Origin of the sequence: Burkholderia sp. F1 (assembly GCF_050813845.1) — a bacterium.
GTDB classification, from domain to species: Bacteria; Pseudomonadota; Gammaproteobacteria; order Burkholderiales; family Burkholderiaceae; genus Burkholderia; species Burkholderia ubonensis.
On sequence record NZ_CP172422.1, the window covers coordinates 1,648,843 to 1,668,033 of the forward strand.

Here is a 19,191-nt window from a genome sequence, read left to right on the forward strand (position 1 = left end):
TCATTGCACGGCATCATTTGTGGCGATCTTTCCGTGGGCGATGCGAATCGTCATGGTCATCATCAGTTCAAACACGCGGTCAACATCCAGCGACTGCTCACTCGCGCCAAACATTAGAATCCCTGCGCCGTCCGCCTGCGCCGTGATCAATGTCGCGCGTGCGAGGCATTCACGCGCGGACGCGGTCGAGTCTATCTCGCGCACCAGATCAGCACAGATCCCCCGATATATGATGTATACGTTTCTTACAAGTTCTCGCGCTACGTCCGAGTGCTGAGCTAGCGCATACATTTCGAACCAGAGTCGACACTCTTTCGGATCGCGCGCTGCCTCGAAGACGTCCTCAGCGATTTCACACAGACGATCCAGCGCCGATTTGGCGCTCGGCTTGCCCATATCCGTATAGCGGTCTAGATAAATCTTTCCTAATGCGCCGATTGTCGAGCGGAGCAGATCATCGTGGGTCGGAAAGTAATTTCGGAGAGCTGATGTCAAGATGCCGAGTTCCTTGGCGACTCGCACCAAGGTAAAGTTCGCGTACCCTTCGGTCGCCAAAAGGTTCACGGCCGTAGAGAGGATCTCGTTAACCTTTATTTCTCGTCGCTTTCCCTGGATTGTAGGTCGGTAGTAGAGGGAGGCTTGCGTTGCTTGTAGATTTCTCAAATCCAAGTGTTCGGAATGGTTGTCTCGATCGGACCCAAAGAGGCCGACGTGGGCATCGTTAGTGTCACCGACGTGAGGAGTGTGCGAACCCTGAAGAGAATTCTCGCTGTCCTGCGGCTGTCCTGACATTCCAACGATCATTTTCACAGCCCTCTTTGTCACACGAACGAATTCTGTATAGTCTTTCTCCGGGTATTCGCCGCGAGAAGTTAACAGCACCATTCCGTCAAATTTCGCGACAATGACCGATGCGCGTGCCAAACACTCTTTGCTCGGCATATTCGGATGGAGATCCGAAACCAGTCTCGCAAAGACGCTACGATACTTGGCGCACATATCGTCAACGAGCTCGGTAGCATATGGCTCATGCTGTGCGAAAGCCCAGACTTCCACCAAAAACTTCGGTAAGTCAGTTTGACTGATATCTTGAAAAATTCGTTCTACCAGTGTGGAGCATCGCCGTATGGCGCTGATATTTGATTGACTGGCGATCGCCGCGTAATTTTCGATTGTCTGACACATAAATGCCAGCAGTGCTGCGCGCAGCAACTCTTCTTTCGTTCGAAAGTAATACTGGAGATTGCCCAGTGTAATTCCCACTCGATCCGCAACCCGGCGTGTTGCGAATCCGGCATACCCGTCCTCCTGAAATACCTGGCGGGCGACATCGAGAATCTCCCTGATGCGCAGCTCCCGGTTTCGTCGAGCCGTCACCCGCGTATTGGGTTCTGCTTCCTCAGAATAGTCAGAGGTTTCCTGCTTGATAGCCGTCCGTTGCACGTCGACTCTCCCCCAAAGCTTACAAGAACATGCCCACGATTATAGGTCGAATCGGTGGAGTAACAAAACATCGCGGTGTTCTCGCCCCATTGGCAGACCCCACTGCGAGAGCGGGGTGCACCGGGTGCTGGTTCCCACGGAAGTTCAGGGGAGTCGGGAGCTGCTTTCACTCGCGTTGCACTGTATCCCGTGATTGAGGGCTGTGCGCAGCTCATAGTCGATTCCGCCCCATCTGCTCCGCGTTCACGTGCCACCATGCGTGCATAGCGCTCGGCCTATGCTTGGTAGGCGGCATCGCGGCCGGGTGATCCGACGTCCTTTGTGAACGCCACTGAGGGGCGAAATTCGGGGCGTCCGAGGTCAATCAATCTCCCGGAGTGGTCAACTTTTCGGTGGCCACCTCAGCAAATATGTTTGGGCCATTCGGTGTTTTCCCTACTTTTGATCGCCTTGCATATAGGTCGTGACGGTTTTATTATTAGGTCAACAAGGTGTTGTTTTTGGGTCGGTGGCGCGGAAAGATCGGCGAGGCGTGACACCAGCTACGAGGGGTGGATGCGGATGGCCCGAACAGCGCGATGTCACCCGCATGGCGCTGACTTCGGATGAGGTAGGTCACTTGCGATTTGACAGATCTATAGCCCGCTAACGAATCGTCCTTCTTGTGGCTTATCGTCTGTAGTTTGGTGTTCTAAATGCATGTGGCCAGAAGCGTTCGTGGCCCGGTTGCCGTTTGATGTAGTAGGAGATCGAAGATAGATGCGCGTCGTGGAGCTCAGTCGGGGTGTCGCAACTCGCCCTTTCCGAGCCGTGCGTCGAGATTCAGGGGTGGCTGGGTTTGGCAATGACTGAGGTGGTCTTCCAAGCTGCTCATCGAGCGAGACATGCTTTTCTATCTCGTTAGTATCACTATCAAAAAATATCGTCGTCGTGGATGTCTGCCAGGGCGGCGAGTGATGGCGGAATCGAAAGGAGAATCATGATGGAGCAGCGCAAAATCAGGATCGTGTCCGCTATCGCGGCCACCGCATTTTTTGTGGTCGGGACCGCCGCCACGGCGGACGATCTTACGCAGGGGGGGGGCGCGAGCAAGGATGGAGCCGTGCCTGCCTATACCGGAAAGCAGTCGCCGGATTCCGGCTGGGCGTACGGAAAGGTTCGCGGCGATTTCTGGAAGCACCGCAACGAGAAGCCGCTTTACTCGATCGACGCAGCAAACGTCGAAAAGTACGCAAGCCAGCTCACACCGGGACAGATCCAGTTGGTCAAGCAGCAGAAGGGTTACCGGATGGACGTCTATCCGAGCCATCGCGAGTGCCAACTCCCTGAGGCTGTCGAGGAGAACTCGAAGGCGAACCTGACCTCGGCGAAGCTCGCGTCAAACGGCGAGACGTTGCAGTCGGCGATCCTGCCCGGTGTGCCGTTCCCGCAGCCAAAGAATGGCGCCGAAGCGATCCTGAACTACGAAATGCGCTACCGCGGCGAAGGCGTCGAATGGCCACTCGACGTCACGACCATTTCACCTCGCCCGGGCGGTAGCGAATGGATCGACGCGGTCGGCCCACAGATCTTCTTCTTCCCGTCGGGCAAACTCGGCAAGACCTCGCCGCAGGACGTCGACCAGCTCAGCCTCGCCGCGTACTTCACCGCCAACTCGCCGGCGGCGCTGGCTGGGCAGGGTTTCGTGCAGCGCCAGTACTACGACAAGGTGTCGGAAACGTACTACTACTTCCCCGGGCAGCGGCGCGTGAGGCGCATGCCAGCCTATACGCACGACGCGCCGCTGATCGGCTTCGAGAACCAGTACCTGATCGACGAAGCGAACATGTTTAACGGCCCCATCGACAGATTCAACTGGAAGCTCGTAGGCAAGAAGGACATGATCGTACCGTACAACGCGTTTGGCATGTATACCTTCAACGCGAAGCTGCGCGACGTCGCGACGCCGAACGGCATCGCCGCCGGCCACCGCCGGTACGAAATGCATCGTGTCTGGGTGGTCGAGGCGACGGTCAAGCCGAGCGCACGCCATGTCGCATCGAAGAAGGTGTTTTATCTGGACGAAGACAGCTGGCTCGCGCTCGTCGGCGAAGACTACGACGCGCAGGGCAAGTTGTGGAAGGTCCGCGAGAGCTATCCGATTCCGGTATGGGAACTCGGCGGTACCTGCGACAACGAGCCGTTCGTGCAGTACGACCTGATCAACGGGCGCTATGTGTTCGATTCGTCGACGATCGGTCAGGGCAAGGACATCCGCTGGTATCAGCAGGTCAACGACCCGCGTTTCAAGCCGGATTTCTTCACGGCGGAAACACTGAGGTCGGTCAGCGAGCGCTGACGGCTGTTGGGTCGATAAAAAATAGAGCGGACGCGCGCGGATGCGCCGTCTGCACCCGGTCTGGAGATGGGGTGGCGCGATGAAAGCGAATAAGGTAGTTAGACATACTACAGTTTCGATTGCCGTGCTGGGTGCGGCGACGTCGAGTGCATACGGTTACGATTTTACGATGGGGGAAGGTGCCGTTCAGGGCTCGTTCGTCACCAATCTCACGGCAGGCATGGGGATTCGGACCAAGAATCCGAGCTGCTCGCTCACCGGCGATCCGAACGCGTACGGCTGCGGGGCAGCCGCCAACGTCAACCAATGGGGGGCCAGCGACAACGGCGACCTGAATTACCGCAAGGGGCAGCCATTCAGCACGTACGTGAGCGCGACCAGCGAGTTGCTGCTGAAGATGCCAAGCGAGGGGCTCAAGTTCATGGTGCGCGGCACGGGGATGTACGACTTCCTCGCGGGGAATACGGCCCGGACGCCGCTGTCGAGTACCGCGTCGGCGCAGGTGGTCTACAACGCGCAACTGCTCGACCTGTGGGCGCAGAAGGACTTCACGATCAACGGGCAGGCAGCGCACGTGCGACTCGGCAACCAGGTGATCAACTGGGGCGAGAGCATGTTCGCGCAAAGCGGCATCAACGCGACCAACTCGCTCGATACCCAGAAGCTGCTGATCCCGGGCGCGCAGCTCAAGCAGGCGCTGCTCCCGGCGCCGATGCTGAGCTTCGCAACCGGTCTGTCCCACGGGTTCAGCACCGAGGCCTACTACCAGTTCCAGTGGAACGGCAACCGCTACCCGCCGGTCGGCTCGTACTGGTCGCTGGCCAACGTGTTCGGCCGTGGTGCGGAACCGTTCACGATCAACACGAACAACCTCAACGTGGCGGGCCCCAGCGCGGGCACGATCGCGGGGCTGACGGGGCTCGACAAGGGCAACTCCGGCGCACTCGACGGCATCAAGAACGGGCTCGTGAACGGCAGCTTTTCCGGGCCGCCGTTCAACGACATCGGCATTCCGGTCTCGACGCAGTTGCCGGCGAAATACCGGCCGCAGTTCGGCGTGAAGTTCAACTACTCGCCGCGTTCGTTCGACGCGAACTTCGCGTTCTACTACATCAACTACATCGACAAGTCCCCGGTGCTCTCGACGCTGGCGAACGGCACCGCGCAGTGGTCGTATCTCGGCAACCGCCAGCTGTTCGGCGCCAGCGCGAACTTCGGCCTCGGCCCGTGGGCGATCGGCACGGAACTGTCGTACCGGCCGCGCGACGCCGTCGCCTTGTCGAGCTGCTTCGGCGCGGGCGGCCCGCTGGACCTGAACACGAACGGCGTACCGGGGACCAACTGCCAGCAGTGGGTCGACAAAAAGAAATTCCAGCTCGACATCAACGGCCTGCTGGCGCTGACCCGCAGCGAGTATCCGTTCCTTAAGCTGCTCGGCGCGGATTCCGCCGCGCTGACCTGGGAACTGACGTGGATCTATTACCCTGGCCTCGGGTCGAGCGTCACGCGCACGATCAACGGCCAGCCGGTCACGCAGGTGCCGGCGACCGGCTATTTCCCGTGGCTGAACAACAACTCGGGGCTCGGCTATCCGATCACGGCGGGGCAGGGCACGTCGAGCTCGGTGGGCGCGACGATCGACTTCAACTGGACGTATGACGGCACGCTGATCCCCGGCTGGCAGGTGACGCCCGGCGTGACCTTCACCACCGGGCTCTACGGATACACGCCGACGTTCAGCGCGAACTACATGCAGGGCGCGAAATCATTGAACGTCTACGTGCTGTTCAACCAGAATCCGCCGAAGTGGCAGGCGGGCATTAACTTCGCGGCGTTCTTCGGCGGGCACCAGACGGTCGGGCAGCCGTACGCGGATCGCAATTTCGTCGGCTTGTTCGTGACCCGGAACTTCTGACGGGGTAACCCGCGGGAGACGGCACACGTCGTGCGCCGCCGGCATACTTGAAGGGGTAATGTTGTGCTCAATCGTCTAGTCAGCCGTCTGGAAAGAAGCTTCTTCGGCCATCGCGCGATCGTGCTTGCCGCGATCGGGCTGTTCACCGCCGCGATGGCCGTGTTCGCGGTGCAGTTGCGCATGGACGCCGGCTTCGAAAAGCAGATGCCGATCGGCCACGAGTACATCCGGACGTTCCAGCAATACCGCAACGACCTGCTCGGCGCGAACCGGATCACGGTGGTCGTGCGCGCGAAGCACGGTTCGATCTGGTCGAAGGAAGGGCTGACTCGCCTGTACAACGTGACGCAGGCGGTCACGTACCTGCCGAACGTCGACCGGATCGGGGTGCGCTCGCTGTGGACGCCGAACGCGTTCGTCAATGAAATCACCGACGAAGGCTTCCGCGCGGAGCCGATCATCTCCGGCACGATCACGCCGGACCAGCTGACGCCGGAGACCGTCGCGAGCATTCGCCGTGCGACGACGCTGGGCGGCTATGTCGGCACGCTCGTGTCGCATGGCGAGGACAGCGCGATGATCACGGCCGAGCTGAACGAGCGCGACCGCGCGGGCAAGGTGCTCGACTATGTCGCGTTTAACCGTCTGCTCGAACAGCAGATCCGCAAGCCGTTCGAGGACGCCGGCTACGAGATCCAGATCATCGGCTTCGCGAAACAGATCGGCGACATCGCCGACGGCGCGACCGGCGTGCTCGGCTTCTGTGCGATCGCGCTGCTGCTGACTGCGCTCGCGGTGTACTGGTACTGCCATTCGGTGCGCTTCACGGTGCTGCTGATCGTGTGTTCGCTGACGTCGCTCGTGTGGCAGTTCGGCACGCTGAAGCTGCTCGGTTTCGGGCTCGATCCGCTCGCGGTGCTGGTGCCGTTTCTGGTGTTCGCGATCGGCGTATCGCATGGCGTGCAGCAGGTGAACTTCATCGTGCGCGAGATTGCGCACGGGAGCAGTTCGTTCGATGCGGCACGACACAGCTTCAGCGGCCTGCTGATTCCGGGCGTGCTCGCACTCGTCACCGCGTTCGTGTCGTTCATCACGCTGCTGCTGATTCCGATTCCGATGGTGCGTGAGCTCGCGATCACCGCGTCGCTCGGCGTCGCATACAAGATCGTCACGAACCTGATCCTGCTGCCGGTCGCGGCGTCGTGCTTCAACTTCACGAAGACCTATGCGGACAGCGCGCTGAAGCGCGGCGAGCGGCGCTCGGCATGGCTGCGCGGGCTCGCGCGCATCGCGCAGCCGAAGTATGCGGGCGTGACCGTCGCGGCGACGCTGGCGGTGTTCGCGCTGGCCGCGTGGCAAAGCCGCGACCGCGTGATCGGCACACTGCAGCCGGGCGCGCCGGAACTGCGCGCGGATGCGCGCTTCAACCGCGACGCGACGTCGATCGCGGGCAACTACGACATGGGCCTCGACTGGCTCACGGTCGCGATCGAGTCGAGCGGCAAAGCGTGCGACAACCCGGCGGTCGGGCTGTACGAAGACGATTTCGCGGCGGCGATGCGCACCGAGCCGGGCGTCGTGTCGGTGCAGTCGTACTCGGGCATGTTGCGCGCCTATAACCAGGGCTACAACGAGGACTACCCGAAGATGAACGTCGTGCCGATCGACCCCGAAAACTACGGGGCGGTGTCGGTCGATGCGGGGCGCGTCAAGGGCTTCATGAAAAGCGACTGCGGGATGACGGCCGTGCATCTGTTCCTGACCGATCACAAGGCGACGACGATCAACCGGATTCTCGACGACGTGAAGGAGTACCGCGCGTCGCACGTATTCCCGGGCATCAACGTCCGACTCGCGGCGGGCAATGCCGGCGTGCTGGCCGCCACCAACGACGAGGTCGAGAGGAGCGAGCTGCCGATGATGCTGTACGTGTACGCGGCGATCCTGATCCTCGTGTTCCTCGCATATCGCGACTGGCGCGCGATGCTCGCGTGCTGCGTGCCGTTGTCGGTCGCGACCTTCATCGGCTACTGGTTCATGAAGGAGCTGCAGATCGGGCTCACGGTGGCAACGCTGCCGGTCATGGTGCTCGCGGTGGGTATCGGCGTCGATTACGCGTTCTACATCTACAACAGGCTGCAGGTGCACCTTGCCGGCGGCCAGACCATTGTGAAGGCGGTCCAGCACGCGATGCTCGAAGTCGGCGTGGCGACGATCTTCACCGCGATCACGCTGGCGATCGGCGTCGCGACGTGGAGCTTCTCGGCACTGAAGTTCCAGGCCGACATGGGCAAGCTGCTGGCGTTCATGTTCCTCGTCAACCTGCTGATGGCGATGACCGCGCTACCCGCGTTGGCGTCGGTGCTGGAGCGCTGGTTCCCGCGCCGCAAGCCGGCGCGCGCGCCGGGCTTGTTCACTCATTGACTTCAGCCATCGATATACCCGAACGCCACGGAGAACCTGCCATGAACAAGCCCCTTGCTGGCTGTACCGCGTTTTGCGTTGCCGCAGCGGCATTCGCTCTATTCCACGGACCGGTTGCTGTTGGGACGGCACCGCTCCCCATGAACCTTACCAGCGTCACGCGCACTGGCGTGCACATCGTCGCTGTCGACGAAAGCGGGGTCGTTCTGTTGTCGGACGACGACGGCAAGACCTGGCGGCGCGCGTCGCGCGAGTCGGCGTCGGCGACGTTGTCGACCGCTGCGTACGGCGGCGCGCAGTCCGGCTGGGCTGGCCTGTTCACCCACTGACGTCCGCGAACACCACTACCGAGGCGCGACCATGATCAAGACTCTTGTTGCCTGTACCACGCTCTGCGCCGCCGCGGCCGCCTTCGCGCAATCCCATGGAACGGTCGCGGACTGGGCCGCGATGCCGGCTCACGCGTGGGCCGCACCGACCCACATGATGCTGACCGACGCGACGCGCGCGGGCAAACGCATCGTCGCCGTCGGCGAGCACGGCGTCGTGCTGCTGTCGGACGACGATGGAAAGACCTATCGTCAGGCCCGTCGCGTGCCGGTCTCGGCGGCGCTGTCGGCTGTCACCTTCACTGACGCCCAGCATGGCTGGGCGGTCGGCCAGTGGGGCGTGATTCTCGCGACCAGCGACGGCGGCGAATCGTGGGAAAAGCAGCGTATCGACACGTTGGTCGATCAGCCGCTGTTCTCCGTCAACTTCACCAGCGCCAAGGACGGAATCGCGGTCGGCCTGTGGTCGCTGATGCTGTCGACCCATGACGGCGGCAAGACGTGGACCCGGACGACGCTGCCGAAGCCACCGCGAGGCGGCAAGGCGGACCGAAATCTCTATCGCATCTTTGCCGATGGCAAGGGCGCCCTCTACATCGCCGCGGAGCAGGGAACCGTGCTCAAGTCGAGCGACGGTGGCGCGAACTGGATCTATCTCGAGACGGGCGGCAAAGGCTCGCTGTGGTCGGGCGTGGCCCTGCCCGACGGCCGGATCGTGGTTGGCGGCCTGCTCGGCAGCCTGTTCCAGAGCAGCGACGGCGGCACGACCTGGTCGGCGCTGAATGCAGGGACGAAGAGCTCAATCACCGATCTCGTCGCAACCGGCGACGGGCTGATCGGCGTCGGGCTCGACGGACTGGAGTTGAAGCAGCGCGCAGGCAGCGCGTCGTTGGAGGTCTCCCAGCGTCAGGATCGCGCAACGCTGACCGCGGCCCTGGCCGACGCGGGCGGAAAGCCGATTTTGTTCTCGCAGGATGGTGTGCTGACGGCGCGCTGAGCATGTCTGTTTCGTACTTTGTTCACACGCGTTCATGAAATTATTCAAGCAAAAGCCCTCGATGATATTGAATAAGGACTACTAGTTAATCGAGAACAGACTCAATATTTTAAGATTTCAACCACCCAAGTTTTAGCGATTCAACTTTCAACCACTCACGTATCAGGAGACAAGCATGGCAAAGCATCCCGTCGTCGTTTATGGCGCAAGCGGTTACACCGGCATGTTGGTCATGGACTGGCTGATCGACCAGAACATCCCGTTCACGGCGGTCGCGCGCAATGCAGGCCGGACGAAGGAAATGATGGCGCAACGCGTCGTGCGCCTCGAATCGGCGAACTACGAGATCATCGAGGTGGAACACAACGTCGACTCGCTCGTGAAGGCGTTCCGTGGCGCAAAGGTCGTGTGCAACACCGTCGGGCCGTTTGCCGATTTCGGGCTCGTCACTGTCGAAGCGGCGCTCAAGGCGGGGTGCCATTACCTCGACACCACGGGCGAGCAGTACTACATGCGCACGGTCCGCGAGCAGTTCGGCGAACAGTATCGGCAAGCCGGGTTGCTGGTGTCCCCTTCGAATGCATACATGTACACGTTCGCCGAAATCGCCGCCGAGCTGGCGCTCGAGACGCCGGGCGTCGATGCGCTGGAAACCGCCACGCTGGCGCGGGGCCCGCGCGCGGCGGCGGGAGTGAGCGTTGGCTCGGCGGCGACGATTTTCGAAGGCTATCGCCAGGAAGCCTGCTACCTGTGGGAGAAGAAACTCGAGCCTCACGCGGCGAGTGCGTCGTTCAACGTCACCTCGCCCGATTTCCTGGAGCCGGTGTTCTGCCTGCCGTGGGGCGGTACGTCGCTGCCCATCTACTTCGAGCAGGATTCGCGCGTGCGGAGCTGTATCTCAGCAGTCGGCTTCTACGACAACAACGTGATGCGGACAGTACACGCATTTGGGCAGAAATGGGAAGCCGAGTACAAGGGTCTGCCGCGTGAGCAGCAGGACGCGATCGTGAAGCAGCTCGTCGACTCGACCACGCCGACGATGCCGCCGCGTGAACGAACGACGCTTCAACGCACCGTCGACTTCGCGATCGGGCGCGGCCAGCTCGCATCAGTGCGGGCGACCGTGCACGGGATCACGCCGTACATCTCGACCGGTGCGATCCAGACCGCCTGCGCGATCAAGCTCATCGAAGGAGAGACCACAAAGGTCGGCTTCGCTTCCGGTTCGAAAGCGTTCGGACATCGCTACCTGCTCGGTTTCCTCGAGCAGCGCGGGCTCGCACGCGCGTCGGTGTCGCAGCTCTGATTGCCATCCCGGAGCCGGGACAACTACATAGGAATACCTGAAATGGCAATCATCGATTTCTTCGACCGCGGGTGGCGCATCGACCCGCACGCCATCGCATATATCCAGGGCGAGCGCAGCTACTCGTTCCAGGAAACTGGCGAGCGGTCCTGCCGCATCGCCAACGGGCTGATCGCGGCCGGGTTCGCCAAGGAAACGAAGGCTGCGGTGTGGGCGGACAACGACGTCATGGCCTGGGGCTGCACGCTCGGGCTGTGGCGCGCTGGGCTGGCATACATTCCTGTCAACGGGCGCAGCACGCCCTCCGAGAACCAGTACGTTCTCGATGCGTTCGACTGCGAAGTGCTGTTCTTTCAGCAGGCGTTCGCACCGGCGATCGAAGCGCTGCGCTCAAGTCTGCCCAAGGTCCGGCTCTGGGTGTGCATCGATGCGGAGTTGCCGTGGGCGCCGTCGCTGGATGCATGGATCGCAGGCCAGCCGTCGACGATACCGGTCGTCGACTACCAGATGGACGATGTCGTAACGCTGTCGGCGACGGGTGGCACGACCGGCTTGCCGAAGGGCGTGATGAACACGCATCGCTCGCTTCAGACCTACTTTGCGCAGTTCATGATGGCGTTCCCGTACGGAACGCAGCGTCCGGTGAACCTCGCCGCGGCGCCGATGACGCACACCACGGGGACGCTGTCGCTGCCGTGCACGTCGCGCGGCGGCACGGTGGTCGTGCTGCCGAAGCCCGACCCCGCGCTGCTGCTCGGCGCAATCGCGAAGCACGGGGTCACCGAGTTCTTCCTGCCGCCGACGGTCATCTACCGGCTGCTCGACATTCCGGGCATCGAGAAGGTGGATTTCTCGTCGCTCAAATGCTTCCTCTACGGTGCCGCACCGATGTCGGTGGAGAAGCTCAAGCGCGCGATCGAGGTATTCGGCCCGGTGATGGCCGGCGGCTACGGGCAGACCGAAGCCCCGGCGTCGATTTCCTATCTGACGCCGGCCGAGCATTTCGTCGACGGCAAGCTCGCGTCCGACGAACGGCTGGCGTCGGTCGGCCGCCCGAACCCGCTGACTCGCGTCGAGATCCTGAACGATCGCGGCGACGTGCTGCCGCAAGGCGAGACCGGTGAAATCTGCGTGCGCGGCGACCTCGTGATGAAGGGCTACTACAACGCGCCCGAGAAGACCGCCGAGACGATCGTCGACGGCTGGCTGCACACGGGCGACGTTGGCCATCTCGATGCCGAAGGCTACCTGCACATCACCGACCGCAAGAAGGACATGATCATCAGTGGCGGCTTCAACGTGTATCCGAGCGAAGTCGAGCAGGTGATCTGGGCGCACCCGGCAGTGCAGGACTGCGCGGTGATCGGCGTGCCCGACGACACGTGGGGCGAAGCGGTGAAGGCGGTCGTCGAGCTCAACGCGGGCCAGAGCGTGAGCGCCGAAGAGCTCGTCGCGCTGTGCAAGGAGAAGCTCGGCTCGGTGAAGGCACCCAAGAGCGTGGATTTCGTCGCCGCGCTGCCGCGCAGCACGGTCGGCAAGGTGTTGAAGAAGGACCTGCGCGAGCAGTACTGGCACGGTCAGCAACGCAAGATCTAAGCGGGTTTACGACGAGAGACAAACGATGAGCAACATCTACATTGCCGGCATTGCGATGACCGTGTTCGGTCGGCATCTCGAGCGCAGCCTCGACGATCTTGCGGGCGAGGCGCTGCGCGGCGCGTTGCAGGATGCTGGCTGCGGTGCCGAGGCGATCGGCGCGGCCTTCTATGCGGGCATCACCAATGGGCCGCTGCAGGGCCAGCTGTCGATCCCGGGCCAGGTCGTGTTCAGCAAAATCGGCATCGAAGGCATTCCGGTGTTCAACGTCGAGAATGCGTGCGCGTCCGGCAGCACGGCCGTGCATCTGGCGGTGCAAAGCCTGAAGGCTGGTACGTGCGACGTCGCGCTGGCGCTCGGCGTGGAGAAGATGAACGTCCCGGACAAGGCGAGATCGTTCGCGTTGTTCGACGGCGGGTGGGACGTGTCTCGCGTCGATGAGAACTTCGCGAACCTGATGAAGCTGGGCGAAGGCATCGAGCCGCCGCCTGGATCGGAATCGGACCGGCCGTACAGTCGCTTCATGTCGGTCTACGCGGCGATGTGCCGCTATCACATGAAGACCTACGGCACGACGCAACGTCAGATCGCGGCGGTTTCGGCCAAGAACCACCAGCACTCGGTGCACAACCCGCTCTCGCAGTTCCGCAAGCCGTTCACGATCGACGAGGTACTGGCGGCACCGCCGATCACCTATCCGATCACGCTGCCGATGTGCGCGCCGGTCACGGACGGTGCGGCTGCCGCCATCCTTTGTACCGAAGCGGGCCTGCGCCGCATCGGCGCAGACCGTAGCCGTTGCATCAGGGTCGCGGCAAGCGTGATCCGCAGCTTCACGCATCGGCGCATCGACGAGCCGGAGAAGAACATCGGCCGGCTGGCTGCGCTGCAGGCCTACGAGCAGGCAGGCCTCGGCCCCGAGGACATGGACGTCGCCGAAGTCCACGATGCGTCGGCCATGGGCGAGATCATCCAGGCCGAAAACCTTGGGCTGGTGCCGTTGGGCCAGGGCGGACCTGCTGCCGAGCGGGGCGAATTCACACTCGGCGGGCGCATTCCCGTCAATCCATCGGGCGGCCTCGAATCGAAGGGGCACCCGCTGGGCGCGACGGGCATCGGCCAGCTTCACGAACTGGTGACGCAATTGCGTGGTGAAGCCGGTGCACGCCAGGTGCAGGGCGCGCGGCATGCGATCCAGGAAAACGGTGGGGGCTTCCAGGGCATCGAAGAAGCCGCACTGGCCATCCACGTCCTGGCAAAAAATTGAAGGAGTCCGTGATGACTAGGAGTATCGATATCAGGCAGGAGGGGCCGGCGGGTCACTCCGGAATGACGCGGTGCACCTTCGTGAAAAGGGCGGCCGTCGCCGCTGTCGCGGTGCCCGCCGTGGCAGCCATGCGAAGCGCACCCCCGCAGACGGTGGCGTCCGCCAAGGCGACGGCCGACCTGGAGAAGTACCGGGCGCTTGGCGGGTGGGTCGAAAGGCCCGACGACATGCAGTCGCTCGTGGGCGATGTGACCGGTGCCCACCAGAACATCTATTACTCCGCCGGGTGTACCGGGCACGGTGTCGCCTCTCAATCCATGCTGGGGAACATGATTGCCCAGCGGATTCGCGGGTCCGAGCCGCCGTTGCTGGCGGCACTGGACCACAAGACGCCCTCGCAATTACCGGAGCCGTTCCGCTGGTGTGCCTTCAACGGCGCGCTGACGGGCGTGAACGCACTGGATGACTGGGTCAATCGTAAGGCGCGCGACGCTTCGGCTTGAAGACGAGCGCATTCACTGCAAAAGGAAAGGAGGAGCAAATTATGATTCGCCTGAGAAAACACGTAGAGCTGCCGTCGGTCGGGTTGACCGGTTTCGAGACGCCGTTGAGCGAGGAGGAAAGTGCGATCCAGAGCACCGTCCACCGTTTCGCGCGCGACGTGATGCGCCCGATCGGCCGAGAGCTCGATCGCATGAAGTCGGAGGAGGCCATCGCGCCCGGTTCGCCGTACTGGACTGCCATGGCTGAGGCTGCGAAGCTCGGGCTCGACCCGCAACTGATCAGCCAGTTCCCTCCCGACATGGCCATCCGGATCGAATCGCTCATCGCAGAAGAAATGGGCTGGGGCGATGCGGGTCTGGCCATCTCGATGGGCGCGACGATGATGCCGATGATGGTGGCCCAGTCGATCGGCAACCAGGAACTGATCGACATGTGCGCGGGCAAGATCGGCTGCTGGTCGAATACGCAGCCCGACCGCGGCTCCGACGGCGCGATCCTCTATCGCCAGGAGCTCAGCGCACACGGCAGGCAACCGCTGGGCAACCTCACCGCGAAGGTGGGTGTCGACGAAATCGTCATCAACGGGCAGTACTCGTCGTGGGTGTCGAACGGCGCGGTCGCGCAGGTGGCGCTGGCATACATGGCGGCGGATTACGGCGACGGCTTCTACGGCACCGATGAGCGCGGTGCGTTCACCCACGGCATCGGGGTGATCATTCCGCTGGACCTGCCGGGTATCTCGCGCGGCAAGCCGCTGGAAAAGATCGGCCAACGTGCGCTGCCGCAGGGCGAGATCTTCTTCGACAACGTCAAGGTGCCGAAGCGCTTCGCGATCGCGCTGAAGGACGACTATCTCGGCAACTTCGCGTCGGCGTGGTCGCACGCCGGGACGCACATGTGCCAGGTCTTCACCGGCGTGGCGAGGTCGGCATTCGAGCTCGCGTTGGCCTATTGCCACGAACGCAAGCAGGGCGGCGCGCTGCTCATCGAGCACCAGATGACGCAACTGCGCCTGGGCGAGATGCTGCGCCGGGTAGAGATGGCGCGTGCAATTGCCCGTCGCAGCATGGCGTACTCGCGCCTGTCGCCGCAGATCCACCCGTATGCGTCCGCGCAGGCCAAGGTCAGTGTGACCGAAGAGGCGATGAAGGTCGTCAATGAGGCCTTTCAGCTCTTCGGCGGCAACGGCACCACGCGTGAGTATCCGATCGAGAAGATCTTCCGCGATTGCCGCTCCGCGCTGATCGAGGACGGCGAGAACTATGTCCTCACCATGCGCCTCGGTGTGCTGGCCAGCCAGCTCTACCAGGACGGGTGGACGAAGGAGTAAGGGCGTCGCCATCGACGAGGGTGACCAAGCCGGTCTGCCGTGAGGTCACCCGCGCGATGAAGGCGGAATCCCCGCGATTCCGAATGGAATGAGCAAGGAGAGGTCATGAAGGTGCTGGTAGCAGTGAAGCGCGTCGTCGATGCCAATGTGAAAGTCCGCGTCATGGCGGACGGATCGGGCGTCGATCTTGCAAACATCAAGATGAGCATCAATCCCTTCGACGAAATCGCCGTTGAGGAGGCGGTGCGCCTAAAGGAATCGGGCTTGGCGACCGAAGTGATCGCCGTGTCGGTCGGCGTTACGCAAGCGCAGGAAACGCTGCGCACGGCGCTGGCGATCGGCGCGGACCGCGCGATCCTCGTCGAAGCGAACGACGGCGTCGAGCCGCTGGCCGTCGCGAAGATCCTAAAGGCGCTGGTCGACAAGGAGCTGCCGCAACTGGTGATCCTCGGCAAGCAGGCGATCGACGACGATTCGAACCAGACCGGCCAGATGCTGGCTGCGCTGGCGGGCCTGCCGCAAGCGACGTTCGCATCGAAGGTGACGGTGGCCGACGGCAAGGCGACCGTTGCGCGTGAAGTCGACGGCGGCGCGGAAACGCTGTCGCTGACGCTGCCGGCCGTGGTCACGACCGACCTGCGCCTGAACGAGCCGCGCTACGTGACGCTGCCGAACATCATGAAGGCGAAGAAGAAGCCGCTGGACACGGTGAAGCCGGAAGACCTCGGGGTCGACGTTGCGCCGCGTCTGAAGACGCTGAAGGTGGTCGAGCCGCCGAAGCGCGCGGCGGGCGTGAAGGTGCCGGACGTGAAGACGCTGGTCGAGAAGCTGAAGACCGAAGCCAAGGTGCTGTAAGAGGGAGCGGAAAGAAATGACGATTCTGGTGATTGCAGAACACGACAACGCGTCGATCAAGGCCGCGACGCTGAACACGGTGGCGGCGGCGGCGGTAGTCGCGATGTTCATCGACCAGGCGATCCATGTGCTGGTCGCAGGACACAACGCGCACGCGGCCGCGGATGCGGCGGCGAGGATCACGGGTGTGTCGAAGGTGCTGCTGGCCGACGCGCCGCAACTGGCCGACGGTCTCGCGGAAAACGTCGACGCGACCGCGCTGAACATCGCGAAGGACTATTCGCACATTCTGGTTCCGGCAACCGCGTACGGCAAGAACATCGCGCCGCGCATCGCGGCGAAGCTCGACGTCGCGCAGATCTCGGACATCACGGCGGTCGATTCGGCCGACACGTTCGAGCGGCCGATCTACGCAGGCAATGCGATTGCGACGGTTCAATCGAGCGATCCGATCAAGGTCATTACGGTTCGTGCGACGGGCTTCGATCCAGTGGACGCGGAAGGCGGCCACGCGGCGGTCGAGACGATCGACGCGGCGGCCGATGCGGGCATTTCGCAGTTCGTGAGCCGTGAAGTGACGAAGCTGGACCGTCCGGAGCTGACGAGCGCGCACATCATCGTGTCGGGCGGCCGCGGCCTGGGTAGCGGCGAGAGCTACATGAAGGTGCTGGCGCCGCTCGCGGACAAGCTGGGCGCGGCGCTGGGCGCGTCGCGCGCGGCGGTGGATGCGGGCTACGTGCCGAACGACTACCAGGTCGGCCAGACGGGCAAGATCGTCGCGCCGCAGTTGTATATCGCGATCGGCATTTCGGGCGCGATCCAGCACCTGGCCGGCATGAAGGACTCGAAGGTAATCGTGGCGATCAACAAGGATCCGGAAGCGCCGATCTTCAGCGTGGCGGACTACGGGCTCGTAGCCGACCTGTTTCAGGCCGTGCCGGAGCTGACGTCTGCGATTTGAGTGAGGAGTCGATCAGTCCGGACGATTCGGAATCGGTTGCGCGCGCAGGAAATCGTACAAGCCGGGATGCCCCCCCGGTCGTCGCACGCGATGCGGGGCGGTGCGCTCGGCCATGAGCATCCCGACGAATTGCCGCCGCTTTCCCGGGCGATATCGAGCGACTTGTTGGAGTGCGGCTGATTTGCGGCACGGAACGATCCGGACAGTGACGAGCGCTTCGCGGCAGTTCGACTTTTCCGGGGCGGCACGCTATCTGGAGCGACACGTGGCCGGCTTCAAGGAGCCGTCAATGCGGAGAAGGTCCCAGGCGATTCACGCGTGCGATGAAGCCGGAGATCGCTCACTCGAAACCTGTAGCGCCATCCGGATCACGGATTCAATCGATTCGATATGCAAATAAAAAACATTGAATTTCATCACAGTGACGGAGCCATCATGGAAGAGAAACCTTCCGCTGACACCTCAGCCAATCTGCAGCGCAGGCAATTGCTCAAGTACGCCAGCGCTGCGGCTGCCGTGGGCAGTTTCACGTTGGGCGTCGGGCGGGCGAGCGCCGACGTCGCCAAGGCCGCGGGCAATTCGGGCGACGTACTTGACGTCGTCATCGTCGGGGCGGGGCTGGCGGGATTGACTGCCGCGCGAGACCTGCGCCGGGCCGGCTGCGAATCGTTTCTGGTGTTGGAAGCCCGAGACCGAGTCGGGGGGCGAACGCTCAATTTCAACATCGAGGGGGGGTACGTCTCCGAAGTCGGCGGACAATGGATCGGGCCCGGTCAGACGGCCGTCGCGGATCTCGCCCGTGAACTGGGAGTCGGTACGTTCCCGACCTACTACGACGGAAAGACGGTCATTCTTGGCGGCGACGGCCTGGTGGCGGTCGATCTGAAGGGTACCTTCGGCACTGACGAGGCTGTCGGGGCAAAGCTCGGCAAGGAGTCGCGCGACGTGCCCTCGGGAGCCCCCTGGACATCTCCACGGCGCGGCGAGCTTGACCGGCTCTCGGTGGGTGATTGGCTGGCCAAACAGAATATCAAGCCAGAAGACCAGGTCGGATGGAACGCGAGCATCGCTCTGTCCGGCGGTGCGACGCCGGCCAAGATGGGGCTATTGCATTTCCTCTCCATGATCAATTCGGCCGATTGCGACTACTCGCAGCTCGATGGCATCAAGCACAGCGCCCAGGAGACCCGGTTCATTGGCGGTTCGCAAATCCTCAGCATCAAGATGGCACAGCAGTTGGGCGACAAGGTGCGTTTGTCGACTCCGGTTCGCCGGATCTCCGGTTGGGAACATGATGTCGTCACGTTGCATACCGACCGTGGAGAGGTGCGGGCCCGGAAAGTCATCATGGCTATCCACCCGGCATTGTGTCATCAGGTGCAGTTCGATCCGCCTCTGCCTGAGAAACGAGCCGCGCTGCAGCGCGCATGGCCTGCCCATTCACCTGGGAGGAAGACGGCCATGGTCTACCGTCGTCCGTTCTGGCGCGACAAGGGAATGAACGGCAGCATCTTTCAAGTCAATGGGCCGATTATCTGGGCTTTCGACAACTCTCCACCTGGCGGGGAAGTTGGCGTCATCAATGCATTTGTCATGAATTCAATGGTTCCCTCGGAGCGGGAAGCAGCAATGTCCATGCAGACAGAACTGTATGCCAAGGCGTGGGGGCAGCAAGCCTTGTCTCCGATTGCGTATCACGACCAGGACTGGGGTAAAGCCGACCCCTGGACGATCACATGTGTCTCCGCCATCCCGCCCGGCTTTTGGAGTGCTCATGGCGAGGCACTGCACCCGTCGTGCGGCAATCTGATCTGGTCAGGGACTGAGACCGCGAACATCTGGGCCGGATACATGGATGGCGCCGTGCGCTCAGGACATCAAGGTGCTCTTCAGGCGTTGAATGCGCTTCGCCGAGCATAGAGGAGT

14 protein-coding genes are annotated in these 19,191 nt (G+C 62.6%); 13 read left to right on the plus strand and 1 reads right to left on the minus strand.

The window, feature by feature from the left end; genetic code table 11:
- A complete protein-coding gene (locus tag ACFIMZ_RS26325; RefSeq protein ID WP_431825202.1) occupies positions 1-1,443 on the minus strand; it encodes a TetR/AcrR family transcriptional regulator in 1,443 nt (480 codons plus the stop codon).
- A 982-nt stretch (positions 1,444-2,425) separates the two neighbouring features.
- Between ACFIMZ_RS26325 and ACFIMZ_RS26330 the strand changes: the two genes are divergently transcribed.
- The 13 genes from ACFIMZ_RS26330 (at position 2,426) to ACFIMZ_RS26390 (ending at position 19,185) form a co-directional block, all read left to right on the plus strand.
- Complete coding sequence (locus ACFIMZ_RS26330) at positions 2,426-3,781, plus strand: DUF1329 domain-containing protein (protein WP_431825203.1); 1,356 nt, start codon at positions 2,426-2,428, stop codon at positions 3,779-3,781.
- Positions 3,782-3,860: 79 nt separating this feature from the next.
- Entirely contained in the window at positions 3,861-5,696 is a 1,836-nt protein-coding gene (locus tag ACFIMZ_RS26335; protein ID WP_431825204.1) for a DUF1302 domain-containing protein, read from the plus strand.
- Positions 5,697-5,759: 63 nt separating this feature from the next.
- A complete protein-coding gene (locus ACFIMZ_RS26340) occupies positions 5,760-8,120 on the plus strand; it encodes an efflux RND transporter permease subunit (RefSeq protein ID WP_431825205.1) in 2,361 nt (786 codons plus the stop codon).
- Positions 8,121-8,260: 140 nt separating this feature from the next.
- Positions 8,261-8,449 carry a hypothetical protein gene (locus tag ACFIMZ_RS26345; RefSeq protein ID WP_431825206.1) on the plus strand — a complete coding sequence of 63 codons (189 nt, stop codon included), beginning with the start codon at positions 8,261-8,263 and terminating at the stop codon, positions 8,447-8,449.
- Positions 8,450-8,480: 31 nt separating this feature from the next.
- Positions 8,481-9,446 carry a WD40/YVTN/BNR-like repeat-containing protein gene (locus ACFIMZ_RS26350; protein WP_431825207.1) on the plus strand — a complete coding sequence of 322 codons (966 nt, stop codon included), beginning with the start codon at positions 8,481-8,483 and terminating at the stop codon, positions 9,444-9,446.
- A gap of 175 nt (positions 9,447-9,621) precedes the next feature.
- Positions 9,622-10,752, plus strand: coding sequence for a saccharopine dehydrogenase family protein (locus tag ACFIMZ_RS26355; RefSeq protein WP_431825208.1), 1,131 nt, complete (start codon positions 9,622-9,624; stop codon positions 10,750-10,752).
- Between the two features lie 42 nt (positions 10,753-10,794).
- Complete coding sequence (locus ACFIMZ_RS26360) at positions 10,795-12,348, plus strand: AMP-binding protein (RefSeq protein WP_431825209.1); 1,554 nt, start codon at positions 10,795-10,797, stop codon at positions 12,346-12,348.
- A 25-nt stretch (positions 12,349-12,373) separates the two neighbouring features.
- On the plus strand, positions 12,374-13,615 hold the full coding sequence (locus ACFIMZ_RS26365) for a thiolase family protein (protein ID WP_431825210.1): 1,242 nt from the start codon (positions 12,374-12,376) through the stop codon (positions 13,613-13,615).
- Positions 13,616-13,626: 11 nt separating this feature from the next.
- The gene (locus ACFIMZ_RS26370; RefSeq protein WP_431825211.1) at positions 13,627-14,118 is read left to right on the plus strand and encodes a hypothetical protein; all 492 of its coding nucleotides are present in this window, start codon (positions 13,627-13,629) and stop codon (positions 14,116-14,118) included.
- 41 nt (positions 14,119-14,159) lie between these two features.
- Complete coding sequence (locus ACFIMZ_RS26375) at positions 14,160-15,449, plus strand: acyl-CoA dehydrogenase family protein (RefSeq protein ID WP_431825368.1); 1,290 nt, start codon at positions 14,160-14,162, stop codon at positions 15,447-15,449.
- 105 nt (positions 15,450-15,554) lie between these two features.
- Positions 15,555-16,304: an electron transfer flavoprotein subunit beta/FixA family protein gene (locus ACFIMZ_RS26380; RefSeq protein WP_431825212.1), complete on the plus strand. Its 750-nt coding sequence runs from the start codon at positions 15,555-15,557 to the stop codon at positions 16,302-16,304.
- Positions 16,305-16,320: 16 nt separating this feature from the next.
- Positions 16,321-17,265 carry an electron transfer flavoprotein subunit alpha/FixB family protein gene (locus tag ACFIMZ_RS26385; RefSeq protein ID WP_431825213.1) on the plus strand — a complete coding sequence of 315 codons (945 nt, stop codon included), beginning with the start codon at positions 16,321-16,323 and terminating at the stop codon, positions 17,263-17,265.
- Between the two features lie 435 nt (positions 17,266-17,700).
- On the plus strand, positions 17,701-19,185 hold the full coding sequence (locus ACFIMZ_RS26390) for a flavin monoamine oxidase family protein (RefSeq protein WP_431825214.1): 1,485 nt from the start codon (positions 17,701-17,703) through the stop codon (positions 19,183-19,185).
- Positions 19,186-19,191: the final 6 nt, after the last annotated feature.

What these genes read in the sequence shown, in the direction of transcription:
- ACFIMZ_RS26375 (WP_431825368.1), top strand. Translation starts at nt 14,160, where the DNA reads ATGATTCGCCTGAGAAAACACGTAGAGCTGCCGTCGGTCGGGTTGACC.
- ACFIMZ_RS26390 (WP_431825214.1), top strand. Translation starts at nt 17,701, where the DNA reads ATGGAAGAGAAACCTTCCGCTGACACCTCAGCCAATCTGCAGCGCAGG.
- ACFIMZ_RS26350 (WP_431825207.1), top strand. Translation starts at nt 8,481, where the DNA reads ATGATCAAGACTCTTGTTGCCTGTACCACGCTCTGCGCCGCCGCGGCC.
- ACFIMZ_RS26385 (WP_431825213.1), top strand. Translation starts at nt 16,321, where the DNA reads ATGACGATTCTGGTGATTGCAGAACACGACAACGCGTCGATCAAGGCC.
- ACFIMZ_RS26360 (WP_431825209.1), top strand. Translation starts at nt 10,795, where the DNA reads ATGGCAATCATCGATTTCTTCGACCGCGGGTGGCGCATCGACCCGCAC.
- ACFIMZ_RS26345 (WP_431825206.1), top strand. Translation starts at nt 8,261, where the DNA reads ATGAACCTTACCAGCGTCACGCGCACTGGCGTGCACATCGTCGCTGTC.
- ACFIMZ_RS26335 (WP_431825204.1), top strand. Translation starts at nt 3,861, where the DNA reads ATGAAAGCGAATAAGGTAGTTAGACATACTACAGTTTCGATTGCCGTG.
- ACFIMZ_RS26365 (WP_431825210.1), top strand. Translation starts at nt 12,374, where the DNA reads ATGAGCAACATCTACATTGCCGGCATTGCGATGACCGTGTTCGGTCGG.
- ACFIMZ_RS26355 (WP_431825208.1), top strand. Translation starts at nt 9,622, where the DNA reads ATGGCAAAGCATCCCGTCGTCGTTTATGGCGCAAGCGGTTACACCGGC.
- ACFIMZ_RS26330 (WP_431825203.1), top strand. Translation starts at nt 2,426, where the DNA reads ATGGAGCAGCGCAAAATCAGGATCGTGTCCGCTATCGCGGCCACCGCA.
- ACFIMZ_RS26380 (WP_431825212.1), top strand. Translation starts at nt 15,555, where the DNA reads ATGAAGGTGCTGGTAGCAGTGAAGCGCGTCGTCGATGCCAATGTGAAA.
- ACFIMZ_RS26370 (WP_431825211.1), top strand. Translation starts at nt 13,627, where the DNA reads ATGACTAGGAGTATCGATATCAGGCAGGAGGGGCCGGCGGGTCACTCC.